The sequence below is a fragment of the Cellulomonas sp. NPDC089187 genome (genome assembly GCF_040685135.1).
In the GTDB taxonomy this organism is placed as follows: Bacteria; Actinomycetota; Actinomycetes; order Actinomycetales; family Cellulomonadaceae; genus Cellulomonas.
Window position 1 is genome coordinate 491,330 of sequence record NZ_JBFBHI010000002.1, and the last position, 14,299, is coordinate 505,628.

General features: G+C 70.2%; 15 protein-coding genes. 14 read left to right on the top strand and 1 reads right to left on the bottom strand.

Annotation, left to right across the window (positions count from 1 at the left end; genetic code table 11):
- Positions 1-47 precede the first annotated feature (47 nt).
- The 10 genes from AB0N78_RS06525 (at position 48) to AB0N78_RS06570 (ending at position 10,207) form a co-directional block, all read left to right on the top strand.
- Positions 48-1,181 carry an ROK family transcriptional regulator gene (locus AB0N78_RS06525; protein WP_363387305.1) on the top strand — a complete coding sequence of 378 codons (1,134 nt, stop codon included), beginning with the start codon at positions 48-50 and terminating at the stop codon, positions 1,179-1,181.
- Positions 1,182-1,263: 82 nt separating this feature from the next.
- Positions 1,264-2,553 (top strand): extracellular solute-binding protein, encoded by a 1,290-nt coding sequence (locus tag AB0N78_RS06530; protein ID WP_363387308.1) that lies wholly within the window; start codon positions 1,264-1,266, stop codon positions 2,551-2,553.
- A gap of 83 nt (positions 2,554-2,636) precedes the next feature.
- A complete protein-coding gene (locus AB0N78_RS06535) occupies positions 2,637-3,602 on the top strand; it encodes a sugar ABC transporter permease (protein WP_363387311.1) in 966 nt (321 codons plus the stop codon).
- On the top strand, positions 3,602-4,537 hold the full coding sequence (locus tag AB0N78_RS06540) for a carbohydrate ABC transporter permease (protein WP_363387314.1): 936 nt from the start codon (positions 3,602-3,604) through the stop codon (positions 4,535-4,537). The genes AB0N78_RS06535 and AB0N78_RS06540 overlap by 1 nt, the downstream gene beginning before the upstream one ends.
- 2 nt (positions 4,538-4,539) lie before the next feature.
- Positions 4,540-5,505 carry an ROK family protein gene (locus AB0N78_RS06545; protein WP_363387317.1) on the top strand — a complete coding sequence of 322 codons (966 nt, stop codon included), beginning with the start codon at positions 4,540-4,542 and terminating at the stop codon, positions 5,503-5,505.
- Entirely contained in the window at positions 5,505-6,284 is a 780-nt protein-coding gene (nagB, locus tag AB0N78_RS06550) for a glucosamine-6-phosphate deaminase (protein ID WP_363387319.1), read from the top strand. Before AB0N78_RS06545 ends, nagB begins: the two co-directional genes overlap by 1 nt.
- Before the next feature lie 297 nt (positions 6,285-6,581).
- Positions 6,582-7,484, top strand: a complete 903-nt coding sequence (locus tag AB0N78_RS06555; RefSeq protein ID WP_363387322.1) for a hypothetical protein — start codon at positions 6,582-6,584, stop codon at positions 7,482-7,484.
- Positions 7,485-7,705: 221 nt separating this feature from the next.
- Positions 7,706-8,092: a DUF3039 domain-containing protein gene (locus AB0N78_RS06560; protein ID WP_363387325.1), complete on the top strand. Its 387-nt coding sequence runs from the start codon at positions 7,706-7,708 to the stop codon at positions 8,090-8,092.
- Positions 8,089-9,897, top strand: a complete 1,809-nt coding sequence (locus tag AB0N78_RS06565; RefSeq protein ID WP_363387328.1) for a DEAD/DEAH box helicase — start codon at positions 8,089-8,091, stop codon at positions 9,895-9,897. The genes AB0N78_RS06560 and AB0N78_RS06565 overlap by 4 nt, the downstream gene beginning before the upstream one ends.
- Positions 9,898-10,051: 154 nt before the next feature.
- On the top strand, positions 10,052-10,207 hold the full coding sequence (locus AB0N78_RS06570) for a hypothetical protein (RefSeq protein ID WP_363387331.1): 156 nt from the start codon (positions 10,052-10,054) through the stop codon (positions 10,205-10,207).
- Positions 10,208-10,270: 63 nt separating this feature from the next.
- On the opposite strand, the gene AB0N78_RS06575 is transcribed toward AB0N78_RS06570, so the two are convergent.
- Positions 10,271-11,608: a nicotinate phosphoribosyltransferase gene (locus tag AB0N78_RS06575; protein ID WP_363387334.1), complete on the bottom strand. Its 1,338-nt coding sequence runs from the start codon at positions 11,606-11,608 to the stop codon at positions 10,271-10,273.
- Positions 11,609-11,651: 43 nt separating this feature from the next.
- On the opposite strand from AB0N78_RS06575, the gene clpS reads away from it, so the two are divergent.
- The 4 genes from clpS to AB0N78_RS06595 all read left to right on the top strand — a co-directional run bounded on the left by clpS (position 11,652) and on the right by AB0N78_RS06595 (position 14,277).
- Entirely contained in the window at positions 11,652-11,939 is a 288-nt protein-coding gene (gene clpS, locus AB0N78_RS06580) for an ATP-dependent Clp protease adapter ClpS (RefSeq protein ID WP_363387337.1), read from the top strand.
- Positions 11,939-12,535, top strand: a complete 597-nt coding sequence (locus tag AB0N78_RS06585) for a DUF2017 family protein (protein WP_363387340.1) — start codon at positions 11,939-11,941, stop codon at positions 12,533-12,535. The genes clpS and AB0N78_RS06585 overlap by 1 nt, the downstream gene beginning before the upstream one ends.
- Positions 12,532-13,353, top strand: coding sequence for a glutamate racemase (gene murI, locus AB0N78_RS06590; RefSeq protein ID WP_363387343.1), 822 nt, complete (start codon positions 12,532-12,534; stop codon positions 13,351-13,353). Before AB0N78_RS06585 ends, murI begins: the two co-directional genes overlap by 4 nt.
- Before the next feature lie 129 nt (positions 13,354-13,482).
- Positions 13,483-14,277, top strand: coding sequence for an MBL fold metallo-hydrolase (locus tag AB0N78_RS06595; protein ID WP_363387346.1), 795 nt, complete (start codon positions 13,483-13,485; stop codon positions 14,275-14,277).
- The last annotated feature ends 22 nt before the right edge of the window (positions 14,278-14,299 follow it).

A 14,299-nucleotide genomic window follows, 5' to 3' on the forward strand; every position in this document is an offset into this window, starting at 1 on the left:
CGACGCGGTCGGCCGGCCGCCCTGCTCCTCGGGGAGTAGGGCGGACGATGCGACCCACCGGCAAGCTCCTCCCGGAGCACGGCCGCGCGCACAACCGCTCGCTGGTCCTGCAGCACCTCTTCCACAACGGACCGTCCTCGCGGGCGGACCTGGCACGCAGCACCGGTTTGACCCGGGTGACCATCTCCGACTTGGTGTCGGTGCTGATCTCCGAGGGGCTGGTCGCCGAGCTCGGCATCCGCCCGGAGGGGAAGGTCGGCAAACCCGCCACGCTGGTCGGGATGCGGACCGAGGACTTCCACGTGCTGGCGGTCGACCTGGCCGACGACGCCCGGCTGCGCGGTGCGGTGATGACCCTGACCGGCGCCGTGGTGGCTCGTCGCTCCGCCAGCTTGGACGGTCGCACCGGGGCCGCCGCGGTCGCGGTGCTCGAGGAACTGTGCGCTGACCTGCTGACCGCCGCCTCCACCCGACCGGTGATCGGGATCGGCATCGGATCGCCGGGCGTGATCGACCCGCAGGGCACCGTGATCTCCGCACCGAACCGCGGCTGGTACGACCTCCCGCTGGCGCAGCGGCTCACCGCGACGCTGGGTGTGCCGGTGTACGTGGCCAACGACGCCAACACTCACGCGCTGGGCGAGTTCACCTACGGCGGTGCGGTCGGCGACGGCCTGATGGTGGTCACCGTCGGCCAGGGTGTCGGTGCCGGGATCGTGCTGGACGGCATGCTGGTGCGCGGCCCGAATAGCGCCGCGGGGGAGATTGGCCACGTGACCGTGGTCGACGACCGCGACCTGCGGGCCGGCGACCCCGAACCTCTGCTGTGCGCCTGCGGGCGGCACGGCTGTCTGGAGACGCTGCTCTCCCTACCGGCACTGCGCCGGGCGACCGCAGCGGGAACCGAGAATTCCGACGCCGTGCTGGCGTCGGTGGGACGGAAGCTGGGCGTGGCCCTGGCCCCCGTCGTCAGTGCGCTCAACCTGTCCGAGGTCCTGCTCTCCGGCCCCCCGGAGCTGCTCGACGGACCTCTGCGGGAGGCGGCACTGGCCACCGTCCGGGAACGGACCATGCCCCTGATCGGGCAGGACCTGGTGATCCGGACGGGCTCCCTGGACGAGGACGGGGCGCTCTCCGGCGCCGCGGCCCTGGTCCTGAACGGCCAACTCGGGGTGACGTGACCACCCCGAGCCGGCCTGCAGTGCTGGTTTCAACCCGGCGACGCCAACCGGCGCTCGCCTCGCATCTGGGAGGAACACCAACGTGAAGATCCTACGTATGGCGGCCGTCGGTGCGGCGGCGGCGCTTGCGCTGACCGCTTGCTCGTCCAACGGTTCCGGCAGCGACGACAACAGCAGCTCCGGTGGCGACGGCGCCACCGTCAAGGTGTGGCTGGTCGGCTCAGACACCCCCGACGAGGCCCGCGAGTACCTGGAGACCACCTTCGAGGAGCAGAACCCCGGCTCCGACCTGGTGATCGAGGAGCAGCAGTGGGACGGCCTGGTCGACAAGCTGTCGCAGGCGATGACCGACCCGAAGACCTCGCCGCAGATCGTCGAGGTCGGTAACACCCAGTCGACCACCTTCACCTCGGCCGGCGCGTTCATGCCGCTGGACGACAAGTACGAGGAGCTGGGCGGCGACGACCTGCTGTCCGGCTTCGTGGAGATCGGCACCTACGACGACACTCTGTTCGCGGTGCCGTACTACGCCGGTTCGCGCCTGGTCTTCTACTCGAAGGCCGCCTACGAGGCCGCCGGTCTGGAGGCCCCGACCACGCTGGACCAGTACATCGAGGACGGCAAGACCCTCAAGGAGGCCAACGCCGCCACCGCGAACTATTCCGGTATCTGGTACCCGGGTCAGGACTGGCGCAACGGCCTGCCGTTCATCTGGTCCGAGGGCGGTGAGCTCGCCGAGCAGAACGACGACGGCGAGTGGGTCGGCGCGATCAACTCCCCGGAGGCGGTGGCCGGTCTGGAGAAGGTCCAGGACATCATGCTCAACGCGAACGGTGCGGCACCGGACGCCAAGGAGACCGACCCGCAGATCCCGTGGTGCGCCGGTGAGCTCGCCACGCTGTCCGCTCCGGGCTGGGTCTACGGCTCGCTGATCGGCGAGGACAACGGCGGTTGCCCGGACTCTGAGAGCGACATCGGCGTCTACGCCCTGCCGGGTGAGACCGAGGGGGAGACCGCACCGGTGTTCCTCGGTGGCTCCAACATCGCGATCCCGGCCCAGGCCGCCAACCAGGACCTGGCCTACAAGGCGATGCAGATCATGCTCTCTGACGAGTACCAGACCATCCTGGCGCACAACGGCCTGACCCCGGCCAAGGTCTCGCTCGCCTCGGAGATGGGTGACACCCCGGTGGCCCAGGCGGCTGCCAAGGCGGCGGAGAACGTGAAGCTGACCCCGGTCGCCCCGGGCTGGTCGAACGTCGAGTCCGACCTGGTGATGGAGACCCTGTTCACCGAGTTGGCGCAGGGTAAGGACGCTCAGGAGGCGGCTGACGCCGCCAACGACAAGATCACGGCTGCACTGAACCGCTGATCGGTCCCAGTCGCGGGGGCCACCGCACGGTGGCCCCCGCGACACCCCGCACCCCCTCCGCCTGACGCCTGCGAGGAACCGCCATGTCTGTCTCCACCGCGCCCACCCAGGCGCCGCCGCCTGCGCCACCGCGCAAGCGCAAGATCCGCGACGGCCGCGACCGGGGCATCTCCTGGCCGGCCATCACCCTGCTGCTCCCGGTCGTCGCCGTGCTCGGCGTCTTTGTCGGCTACCCGCTGGCCCGGATGCTGATCTTCTCCGTGCAGGACTTCTCCCGGCAGAACAACCTGTTCTCCGGCAAGGCCCCCAACTGGGTCGGATTCGACCAGTACCAGAAGGTGCTCACCGACGGTGAGTTCTGGTCCCTGATGGGCCGCTCCTTCGCTCTGATGATCGTCCTGGTCACGCTGACCATGACCCTCGGCATGCTGATCGCGCTGCTGATGAACCGGCTTGGCAAGTGGATGAAGCTGCTGGTCAGCGTCGGTCTGCTGCTGGCCTGGGCGATGCCCGCGCTGACCAGCACCGTGCTGTTCCAGTGGATGTTCGACACCTCCTACGGCGTCGTGAACTACGTGCTGACCCAGATCGGGTTGGACTTTGACCGCTACGCCTGGCTGAGCCAGCCGTTCACCTTCTTCATGGTGGTCGTGTTCCTGGTGACCTGGCAGTCGGTGCCCTTCGTGGCCTTCACACTGTTCGCCGGACTGACCCAGGTGCCCGGGGAGGTGCTGGAAGCCGCGGAGCTGGACGGTGCCGGACCGGTGCAGCGCTTCCGCCAGGTGATCGTGCCCTTCATCAAACCGGTGATCGCCGTGGTGCTCATGCTGCAAGTCATCTGGGATCTGCGGCTGTTCACCCAGGTCTACGCGCTGCGCCAGTCGTCGGCCGCGGCCAACACCGACGTGATCGGCACCTACATCTACCGCTACGGAGTGGCGCAGGGGAACTACTCCGAGGCCAGCGCGATCGCGGTGATCTTCGCCGTGATCATGCTCGGGCTCGCGTTCTTCTACATCCGCTCGCTGCTGCGAAACGAGGACGTGTGATGAGCACCGTCGACACCACCGCCCCCCTCAGCACCCGCCAGTCGACCGCCACCGACGCCGGTGCGGCACGCAAGGCCGGTCGCACCAACCGGAACTCCCGGTCCCGGCGGGAACGCCCGGGCGTGTTCCTGACCGTCTCGGCCATCGTGGTCTTCCTGTTCTCGGTGTTCCCGGTCTACTGGATGGTCAACAGCTCCTTCCTGCCGACCAACCGGATCCGGGCGACCACGCCGACGTTCTTCCCGGTCGATGGCACGCTGGAGAACTACCGGAAGATCTTCACCGGTCAGACCAACTACGACTTCATGCCCGCCCTGCGGGTCAGCCTGATCGTCACCGCGATGGTGCTGGTCTGCGCGCTGGTCTTCGGGTTCCTGGCCGCACTGGCTGCCACCCGGTTCCGCTGGCGCGGACGCAAGGTGTTCATCGTGGTCATCCTGGCCATCCAGATGATCCCCGGCGAGGCCATGATCATCTCGCTGTACTCGATGCTGCGGGACTGGAACCTGCTCGATCAGTTGGTCGGCCTCGGTCTGATCTACACCGCCTCGGTGCTGCCGTTCACGATCTGGACGCTGCGCGGATTCGTCGCTGGAGTGCCCGCCGAACTGGAGGAGGCCGCACAGATCGACGGCTGCTCCAAGATCGGCGCGTTCATCCGGGTGACCTTCCCGCTGGTGGCCCCGGGTCTGATCTCCACCGGTGTTTTCGCCTTCATCCAGGCCTGGAACGAGTTCGTGCTCGCGCTGGTGGTCATGGAGGGCAATAAGACGCTGCCGATCTGGCTGCGGTCGCTGCAGGAGGCCACGAAGGGCACCGACTGGGGGACGGTGATGGCGGGCTCGACCCTCATCTCCATCCCCGTGGTGATCTTCTTCCTCTTTGTGCAGGGCAGGATGACCTCGGGCATGGTGTCCGGGGCAGTGAAGGGCTGATTGTGCAACATCAAGAATCCGGGTGGTCCGTCGGGCTCGACATCGGAGGGACTAAGACCCTCGCGGTGCTGCTCGATCCCTCCGGCACCCCCAGCGGCCAGGTGCGGCTGCCCACCGAACGCGGTGCCGAGGCGGTGGTCGACACCGCGGCCACCGCCGCCGCGCAACTGCTCACCCGCGCTGACCTCACCGCGGACGACCTGACCGGGATCGGCATCGGCCTACCCGGGATCGTCGACCCGGTGGGCGGCCGGGTGGAGCACGCGGTGAACCTCGGCATCGAGTCCGGCGTCCCGCTGGCCGAGGAGGTCTCCGGTGCGCTGGCCGCCCGGCTGAACGGTCGTGGCGGCTCCCGCCCGGTGCCGGTCCGGTTGGAGAACGACCTGAATGCCGCGGCGCTCGGTGCCGCCCACCTGCGCGGTGAAGGAGGCGGGGACCTGGCGTTCCTGGCACTCGGCACCGGGTTGGCGGCCGGTCTGGTGCTGGACGGGCGGCTGCACCGCGGTGTCGGCGGCGCAGCGGGGGAGATCGGTCATCTGGTGTACCAACCGGGTGGTCGACCCTGCCCCTGCGGACAGCGAGGCTGCTTGGAGCAGTACGCCTCCGGCACGTCGCTCCGGCTCGCTTGGCCTGGACCTGGTGACCGCCCGGCACCGGTGGCGTTGTTCGAGGCGGTGGCCGCCGGGGATGAGGCCGCGCTGGCCGTGCAGCGGGAGTTCGCCGACGCCGTGGCCGCAGCGGTGCGGGTGCTGCTGCTGACCGCCGACGTAGCTCACGTGGTCATTGGCGGTGGTGTGAGCGAACTCGGGGCACCCTTGCTCCAGGTGGTCCGCGAGCGGTTGGATCATTCGGCCCGGGAGTCCGGCTTCCTGGCCTCGATGCGGATGGCGGAGCGGGTCGACCTCGCTCCGCATGGTGTACCGGTGGGTGCGGTCGGCGCTGCGCTGGTCGGACGGAAGGAGTCCTGATGGAGGTCATCATCGCCCCCGCGCCCGAGTTGGCGCGGATCGCGGCGGATGCGGTGGAGCGGGTGGTCCGGGGTGCTGAGCGCCCGGTGATCGGCCTGGCCACCGGGTCCAGCCCGCTGGCGGTCTACGACGAGCTGGTGCGTCGGCACACCGAGGAGGGCCTGTCCTTCCTCGGGGTGCAGGCCTTCATGCTGGACGAGTACGTCGGTCTGCCCGCCGATCACCCGGAGCGGTACCGGAACGTGATCGAGAAGGAGATCGCCTCCCGGATCGACATCGACCCGGCGGATGTGCACGGACCGGATGGCCTCGCCGAGGACATCCCGGCCGCCTGCGCCGCCTATGAGCAGGCGATCGTGGACGCTGGTGGCGTGGATGTGCAGATCCTCGGGATCGGCACGGACGGGCACATCGCCTTCAACGAGCCCGGCTCGTCGCTGGCCTCCCGCACCCGGATCAAGACCCTTACCCGACAGACCCGGGAGGACAACGCCCGGTTCTTCGGGGGGGACATCGACCAGGTGCCCGAGCACTGCCTGACCCAGGGCCTGGCGACCATCATGTCCGCCCGACACCTGGTGCTGCTGGCCACCGGCAAGGGCAAGGCCGAGGCGGTGCACCAGCTGACCGAGGGCCCGGTCAGCGCCATGTGGCCGGCCACGATCCTGCAGCACCACCCGCATGTCACCGTCCTGGTCGACGACGCGGCCGCTGGCCGGTTGCAGCTGGCCAGCTACTACCGCGAGGCCTACAGCGGCAAGCCCGCCTGGCAGTCCTGAGCTGCCTGCCCGGAGCCCCGTCGCACTCGGTGCGGCGGGGCTCCGGTGTGCCCGGCATCTGTGCCACACCCGCCAGCTCGCCCGCCCGCTGGGAGGGTCCCAGGCCGAGTTCGGTGCTCCGGTCACGAAGTCGTGAGCCCCGCATCCGATCTCGTGACCGGAGCACCGAACTCGCCGCGGCAGGCGGCCGACGGGAATGGGGGTGTTTGGTTGTGCACAGGTGGCGTGTGGGGTGGGGCGTCCCCAGGGGCGGTGGGTGGGGTGGCTCGAGGAAAGGGCGCGGACGAGGGTGGGCGCATGTCCGAGATTCCCGGCTGGCCGATCCTGTTCCCCGCTGACCATGCCGCTCGTGAGCTGGAGCGTCGGGAGCGACGCGGTGAGCTCGTGCGGGTACGGCGCGGTGCCTATGCGCGCATCCCGCGGGGGTCTCCTCTGGAGCAGAAGACCGCACAGGCGTCGGCGCGCATCCACGCCGTCGCGGCCCAGCTGTCGGATGCCGTCACAGTGAGTCACGACTCCGCGGCGCTGTTGTGGGGACTTCCGCTGCTCGGGGTGCCGACTCGGACGCATGTGATCCAGAGGTCACGCCCCGGCGGACACCGTGATCCGACGGTGGTGCGTCATCGCATGGCGTTGGAGGCGGATGAACAGACGACGCTGCACGGGGTGCGGATCACCACACTGGAGCGGACCGTCGTCGACTGTGTGTGCTCGATGTCGGCCCGCGCGGGATTGGTCGTCGCGGATGCCGCGCTGCGTTCCGGCGTGGACTGGGAGGTGATCGCTGCGCTGTTGGACCGTCGGCAGGGGCGCAGGGGGATCGCGATGGCCCGGCTCGTCTGGCAGCGCGCGGACGGTGGTGCCGAGTCGCCGGGCGAGACGCTGACCAGGGCCGCACTGCTTGATGCCGGTCTACCCGCAGTGACCACGCAGATTGCGGTGCGGACTCGGCGCGGGACGTTCCGGATCGATCTTGGGTGGCCGGACTGGCGCGTGGGCATCGAGTTCGACGGCAAGGTCAAATACACCAGCGCGATGGCGGGCGACTCGGTCGATGCGCTCTTCCGCGAGAAGCAGCGCCACGACGCACTGACCGAAGCGGGCTGGCGGCTCCTACGCGTCACCTGGGACGACCTGCGCTCTCCGCCCACGCTGGCAGCCCGGGCAGTACGTGCGCTCCGGGGCGAGTTCGGTGGTTGAGTGTCGAGGACGGATGTGCCGCCCCCGACGTCGTGATCGGAGCACCGAACTCGCCGGGCCGGGAGCTCCCGGCGGTCGGAGTCGGGGCCGCGGCGAGGGCCGGGCGCGGGAGCGAGCGCCGGGACGGCGGGGGCGAGGGCCGGGACGCGGGGGCGCGGGCTGGGGTGGGAGCGCGAGGGGGCCGGGGTCGGGTGTCGGGGTGGCGACGTAGACTCGGGGACATGAGTGAGCCCCTGCCGCCGAGCGATCCCAGCACCGGCCCGGACCGTGCGTCCGACCCCGACGGGGGCACCTCTACCGGTCTGCTGGAGCGCACCGAGGTCAACGAGCAGGTCGAGCCCGGTGACCACGAGCGCTTCGCGCACTACGTGCGCAAGGAGAAGATCATGGAGTCCGCGATCTCCGGCGCCCCGGTGATCGCGCTCTGCGGGAAAGTCTGGGTGCCGGGTCGTGACCCGAAGAAGTTCCCGGTCTGCCCGATCTGCCAGGAGATCTACGACGGGCTGCGCGAGCCGCAGGACGGCGACGACTCCGGCAAGGGCGGCGGCGGCCGACGATGGGGCTTTGGCCGGGGCAAGGGTTCCGGCGACGGCTCCGGCGGCAAGTGAGCCCCGACCGCGCCCCGGTCCCCAACTCGCACGCCTCGACGTCCGCGGCATCGAATCTGCCGCCGGCGTTCCCGGGGCGTGCGCCCTGGGGGACCGCGGGCAAGCTGCGCGCCTGGCAGGCCGAGGCCCTGGAGCAGTACCTGGCGACCTCGCCGCGGGACTTTCTCGCGGTGGCGACCCCCGGTGCGGGCAAGACGACCTTCGCGCTGCGGATCGCCACCGAGCTGCTGGCCGCCCGGGTGGTGCGCCGGGTGACGGTGGTTGCCCCCACCGAGCACCTCAAGCACCAGTGGGCTGACGCCGCTGCCCGGGTCGGCATCACGCTGGACCCGAACTTCAAGAACGCGCAGGGCCGCCACGGGCACGGATTCGACGGGGTGGCGCTGACCTACGCCCAGGTCGCCAGCAAGCCCGCCCTGCACGCCGCCCGGACCTCCGCCGCACCGACGCTGGTCATCCTGGACGAGGTGCATCACGGCGGTGACGCGTTGTCCTGGGGTGATGCGGTCTACGAGGCCTTCGACGGGGCGACCCGGCGGCTGGCGCTGACCGGTACCCCGTTCCGCAGTGACACCGCGGCGATCCCCTTCGTGCAGTACGAGCGGGACGCGGACGGCATCCGCCGGTCCAAAGCGGACTACACCTACGGTTACGCCGAGGCGCTGCGCGATCACGTGGTCCGCCCGGTGCTGTTCCTCACGTACTCGGGGTCGATGCGCTGGCGGACCAAGGCCGGTGACGAGGTCTCCGCCACCCTCGGCGAACCGCTGACCAAGGACATGACCGCCCAGGCCTGGCGCACCGCACTGGACCCGAATGGCGAGTGGATCCCCTCGGTGTTGGCCGCCGCCGACCGGCGGTTGACCGAGGTCCGTCGTAGCGTGCCGGATGCCGGGGCGATGGTGATCGCCACTGACCAGACCGACGCCCGCGCCTACGCCGGTCACCTGGCCCGGATCACCGGGGTATCGCCCACGGTGGTGCTCTCCGACGATGAGGGCGCGAACGCGAAGATCGACGAGTTCTCCGCCTCGGACTCCCGCTGGCTGGTGGCCGTGCGCATGGTCTCCGAGGGCGTCGACGTGCCCCGGCTCGCGGTCGGGGTGTACGCGACCAGCGCGTCGACCCCGCTGTTCTTCGCCCAGGCGATCGGCCGGTTTGTGCGGGCCCGCAAGCGGGGCGAGACCGCCTCGGTGTTCCTGCCGTCGGTCACCCCACTGCTGACCCTGGCCAACGCGATGGAGGTCGAGCGCGACCACGCGCTGGACCGCCCGAAGACCGCGGAGGAGAACGGCGAGGGCTACAACCCGGAGGACAATCTGCTCGCGGCGGCCAACCGTGAGGAGAAGGCCTCGGATGCCTTGCAGGGCTCCTTCGAGATGTTGGAGGCCCAGGCGTCCTTCGACCGGGTGCTCTTTGACGGGGGCGAGTTCGGCACCGGCGCGGACGTCGGCTCGGAGGAGGAGCTGGACTTTCTCGGGCTGCCCGGTCTGCTGGATGCCGACCAGGTCACCACGCTGCTCCGGCAGCGCCAGGCGGATCAGATCAAGGGCCGCAAGAAGTCCCGGTCACAGGCGGAGATCGCCGAGGAGCGGGCACAGATGGACCACCGCCGTCAGGCCGAGCTGCGCAAGGAGCTCGCCCAACTGGTCGGTGCCTGGTCGCGCAAGAGCGGTCAGCCGCATGCGCAGGTGCATGCCGAGTTGCGTCGCCGGTGCGGTGGCCCGGAGGTGCCGTTGGCCGATCCCGATCAGCTCACCAGCCGGATCTCGATGCTGCGCGGTTGGTTCGTCGGTAAACGGTAGAACCGCAGGTCAGAGCGCTGCGATATCAGGCTTGCCCGGTTCCGCAAGGTGACCGTCTCGGCGTGCCGAGCACCGTGGAGCGTGTCATCGTCGTGCCCGTTGACAGGCCCCGGTCGAACCCGGCCGGGGCGGCGGACGGACGAAGGAGGCCACCATGCCCGCTTGGCTGATCCTCATCATCATCGGTGTCGTACTGCTGGTGCTCGGAGTGGCGATCGAGGCCGCGAAGTTCCTGCTCTACGTGGGAGTCGCGATCCTGGTCGTGAGCCTGATCCTGGGGCTGCTGCGCCGGGGCAAGAACTCGGTCTAGTCGTCCCGCCTGTACGACGCGGAGGGCGGCATCCCGATCCTGGGGTGCCGCCCTCTGGTGCGTTCAGAGCGACACGGTGACCGTGGGCAGTGCGGCCTCGTCCGCGGACAGTCGTCGGGCACCGCGGGGCAGCTCGTCCCGGGATGCGGCATGCCGGGCGGTGGCGCGGCGGACACCCTCCGCGCCGGTCCAGCCGTCGCGCACCTGCCCGTCCACCACCAACGGGTGCACCAGAGGCCGCAGCTCCGATTCGATGGGGGACCAGGTGCGCACAGCCTCGTCCGTCCCGGTGATCACGACCTCCTGCACCGCACGGCCGCTGGCGTCCAGCCGCCGAGCCGCCGTCTTACGACCGCCCACGGAGGCCTTCGCGGTCGACGCCTTGGCCACCGGCTCCAACGCACCGGAGCGGCCCTCTCTGGCGACCAGCTTGTAGACCATGCCGCAGGTCGGCGCGCCCGATCCGGTGACCAGCGAGGTGCCCACCCCGTAGGAGTCCACCGGGGCGACGGCCAGTGCGGCGATGGCGTACTCGTCCAGGTCGGAGGTCACGGTGATCCGGGTGTCCTGGTTGCCCAGAGCGTCCAACTGCGCGCGCACCTCCTGGGCCAGCACGCCCAGGTCACCCGAGTCCAACCGGACGGCACCCAGCTGCGGACCGGCGGCGGCCACCGCACGCTCGACGCCACGGCGCACGTCGTAGGTGTCGACCAGCAGCGTCGTTCCCGGCCCGGAGGCGGCGACCTGCGCGGCGAAGGCCTGCTCCTCGTCGTCGTGCAGCAGGGTGAAGGCGTGGGCGGCGGTGCCGATGGTGGCCAGGCCGTAGCGGCGACCGGCCTCCAGGTTGCTGGTTCCGGCGAATCCGGCCACTGCGGCGGCACGGGCGGCAGCCACCGCGGCCTGCTCATGCGCTCGGCGGGCACCCATCTCCAGACAGGGGCGACCGATGGCGGCACTGGTCATCCGGGAAGCCGCCGAGGCGATGGCGGAGTCGTAGTTCAGGATCGACAGGATCACCGTCTCCAACAGCACCGCCTCCGCGAAGCTGCCCTCCACCGTGAGCACCGGGGAGTGCGGGAAGAACATCTCACCCTCGGCGTAACCGCTGATCGATCCGGTGAAGCGGTAGTCCGCGAGCCACTGCACGGTGCGGTCGTCCACCACGTGGTGGTCCGCCAACCAGTCCAGTTCTGCCGCGGCGAACCGGAAGTCCGCGAGCGCCTCCAACACCCGGCCGGTCCCGGCCAGCACGCCGTAGCGTCGCCCTGCGGGCAGTCGGCGGGTGAAGACCTCAAAGACGCAGCGTCGGTCGGCGGTGCCGTCGGCCAGTGCGGCTTGGAGCATGGTCAGCTCGTAGCGGTCGGTGAGCAGGGCGGTCGACGTGTGCGTGCTGCCGGTCATGGGGGACACCGTAGGCCGACCACCGGGCACCTAGCATGGAGGCGTGTCCGTCGAAGCCCTCCCCGAGCAGTCGACCGAGTCGCGCTCCGACCTCGATGACGTCTGGGTGACGATCGTCTGGAACGACCCGGTGAACCTGATGTCCTACGTGACCTACGTCTTCCGGTCGTACTTCGGCTACTCCGAGCAGAAGGCCGCCACGCTGATGTTGGAGGTGCACGAGCAGGGCCGGTCGGCCGTCTCCTCCGGCAACCGGGAGAAAATGGAGGTCGACGTGCAGGCGATGCACTCCTTCGGCCTGTGGGCGACCCTCCAGCGGAGCGAGGACTGATGCGCGGTTTCCGGATCGAGGGCGCGGACCTGGTGGCAGAAGTCGACGCGCAGGAGCGTGCCGTGCTCGCCGCCACCGTGGCCGATGTGGCCGAGCTGCTCGGTGCCGGGCGGATCGATGAGCAGCTCGCGGACACCGCGGAGCCGGTGGGCTTCCGCCTGCGGCTGGACCCGATCCCCACCCCAGAGGACCCGGCGGTGCACCGGCTGCTCCCGGATGCCTCGCGGGATGACCCGGAGCTGACCTCCGAGTTTCGCCGGTTGACCGAGGACGACCTGCGCCAGGAGAAGACCGAGCGGCTGATCGCCTTCCACCGCGCGCTGCACGAGGACGGTCCGTTCCGGATTCCACGCGCGCAGGCGCACCGTCTGGCAGCCACACTGACCGATCTGCGCCTGGTGCTCGCCCAGCGGTTGCAGATCGTCGATGAGGAGTCCAGCGCGGAGTTGGAGGAGCTGATCGTCACCGGTGAGCTCGACCCCGCCGATGAGTTCGCGCGGATGCGGCACTATCTCGGCTCGCTGTACCTGGCCATCGGCTGGTGGCAGGAGACGTTGATGGGCTGTCTGCTGGCCGGACTACCCTCGGAGTCGTGAACAACGCTCCCATCGGCATCTTCGACTCCGGAGTGGGCGGCCTGACCAACGCCCGCGCGATCCTCGACCAGATGCCCCAGGAGTCCGTCCTCTACATCGGGGACACCCTGAACTCGCCCTATGGTCCCAAGCCGTTGGCGGCGGTGCGGGCCCACGCGCTGGCAGTGATGGACGACCTGGTGGATGCCGGGGTCAAGATGCTGGTGATCGCCTGCAACTCGGCCTCCTCGGCGGTGCTGCGTGACGCCCGTGAGCGGTACACCCTGCGTCGCGGGCTGCCGGTGGTGGAGGTGATCCTGCCCGCCGCTCGGCGCGCGGTGGCTGCCACTCGGAACGGGAAGATCGGGGTGATCGCCACCACGACCACGGTGGAGTCCCGCTCCTATGACGACGCCTTCGCGGTGGCACCCGGCGTTGAGCTGACCACCCAGGCCTGCCCGCGGTTCGTGGAGTTCGTCGAGGCCGGGATCACCTCGGGGCCCGAGCTGCTCTCGGTGGCCGACGATTACCTGCGCCCGGTCAAGGACGCCGGGGTGGACACCCTGGTGCTCGGCTGCACGCACTACCCACTGCTCACCGGGGTGATCTCGTACGTGATGGGCGAGGGGGTGACGCTGGTGTCCTCGGCGGAAGAGACCGCCAAGGATGTGTACCGCACCCTGGTCGCCCATGACCTGGAGCGCGACCCCGCCGCGAGTCCGCCGGAGCACCGGTTCCTGGCCACCGGTGACCCCGAACCCTTCCAGCGCCTGGCCCGCCGGTTCCTCGGCCCGGAGGTCACCGCCGTCGAGCCTCGGGACGCCCTGCGCCTGGTGTGAGCCAGATCAGGCGTGACGAGCGCCACGCGTGATCTAGGCCTATCGACCGACCACGATGCGGCGCAGCACGGCATCATGGCGCCAGAGCGGCCGTCCGACGGGGGCACGGTCCGCCGGACAGGAGGTCCGATGAGGCTCGTGGTGGTGGGCTGCGCGGGGTCGTTCCCCAGCCCGGAATCGGCCGCGTCCAGCTACCTGGTCCAGGCAGAGGATGCGACCGGCCGGACCTGGAACCTGCTGATGGACCTCGGCAATGGCGCACTCGGTCCGCTGCAGACGCACCTCGACCCGAGTTGCCTGGACGCCATCGCGATCAGCCACACCCACGCCGATCATGTCGCCGACATCCCGGTGCTGGGCGTGATGCTGCGCTACGCCCCGACCGGCTGCCCGCGCACCGAGCCGCTTCCGATGTACGGCCCGGAGGGTCTGGGCGAACGCCTGTCTCAGTTGACCGGTCACGACCCGGCCACCGACACCGGCGGCCATGTCGCACTCGGGACCTGGCGGGACGGCGAACCGGTCACGGTCGGGCCGCTCACCATCGAGCCGATCCCGGTGCTGCACCCGGTGCCGGCCTTCGGATTGCGGATCACCGGGCCGTCCGACCTGCGGCCGGGGGAGACGGTCACGCTGTCCTACACCGGCGACACCGACGAGTGCGAGGGCCTGGACCGGCTGGCCGCGGACACCGACCTCCTGCTGGCCGAGGCTGCGTACCTGGAGGGCACCCCGCATACCCCGCGCGGCATCCACCTGACCGGTGCCCGCGCCGGACGTGCCGCCGCCCGCGGACACAGCCGGTCGCTGGTGCTCACCCACCTGGTGGCCTGGAACGACCCCGCCGCCACCCTGGCGGAGGCGGTGGCCGAGTACGACGGCCCGACCCAGCTGGCCCGGCCCGGTTTGCGGATCGAGCTCTGAGGGTCCCCGCCGTTAGGGTGCC